We start from the raw sequence: 1,075 nt of genomic DNA, 5'->3' as shown, positions 1-1,075 counted from the left end.
GCGGAACTTGTCAAATCAAATGAGACATAGTCATAGTAGTTAATGAACCGATAATGCGGCCCGTTTCGCGGGATCGTTGATCGCAGCCTTGAGCGGCAACGGTGGCGCCGACGGACGCCGAGAAAACCGTTCAGGATGCGCAAGATAAGCCCGATCCAAGGTGATCTGGCGTTGCTCACGCACCGCTCCAGCGGTGCCATAGTGCACGCTGGCCGGGGTGTGATACCCAATCCCCGAGTGCCGATGCTCATGGTTGTAATAGGCCATAAACCCCTCCATCCAGGCCCTGGCCTCATTCACGGACGCGAAGCGTTCAGGGTAGTCAGAGATGTATTTCATTGTTTTGAACTGAGCCTCCGAAAACGGGTTGTCATTACTTGTATGGGGTCTGGAATGGGACCGAGTGATGTCCATATCCACCAACATCGAGGCCAAGGCCTTGGACGTCATGGCCGCACCGCCATCGGCATGCAAGTACCCCGGTGGATGCCCACCGGTATCAGCAACGATCTCCTGCACGAGATCGGCAGCGAGCTGCCCATCCTCAATACGTTCGATACGCCAACCCACCACGTAGCGGGAGAAGATATCGAGCACTACATAGGCGTGGTACCAGATTCCCTTCGCCGGTCCCCGCATTTTGGTGATATCCCACGACCACGCATCCAGTGGTTTTGTGGCCATCAGCTCGGGGATCTTCCGCGGTGGGTGGGTGGCTTGCCGACGTCGTTCCCCACCCATTTTCGCCTCCGCCAACACCCGATACATCGTGCGCTCAGAACACCAATAGCGTCCCTCGTCCAGTTCACGGACATAGACTTGGGTCGGTGAGAGATTGGCATAGTCCAGCCGGTTGAGCACCTCCAGGACCTGGGCCCGTTCGGCCACTGTTAGCTCCGCGGGATGCTGTGCCTTGGGCCAGGGACCAAGTATCCGCGGCTTCGGGTTGGCTTGGCGGTGATGGGTGGCCCGGGGCCGACCTACCAGCTTGCAGGCCCTGACCAGTCCGATGTGTTCTCTGAGCTCCGTTACGGTTTGTGCCTGCCATGATTGGTAGCCGGCTCCGGTGAGGTGG

Annotated in this window: 1 protein-coding gene; it reads right to left on the bottom strand. The window is 58.7% G+C overall.

Annotated features, from left to right (window positions below):
* Positions 1-39: 39 nt before the first annotated feature.
* Positions 40-1,075: IS3 family transposase (locus tag ABEA12_RS15035; protein WP_345468808.1), on the bottom strand; the 1,036-nt coding region annotated here is incomplete at its 5' end.

Origin of the sequence: Paeniglutamicibacter antarcticus (assembly GCF_039544305.1) — a bacterium.
GTDB classification, from domain to species: Bacteria; Actinomycetota; Actinomycetes; order Actinomycetales; family Micrococcaceae; genus Paeniglutamicibacter; species Paeniglutamicibacter antarcticus_C.
The sequence above is the reverse complement of the archived record's forward strand: the minus strand, read 5'-3'. Positions and strand labels throughout refer to the sequence as shown.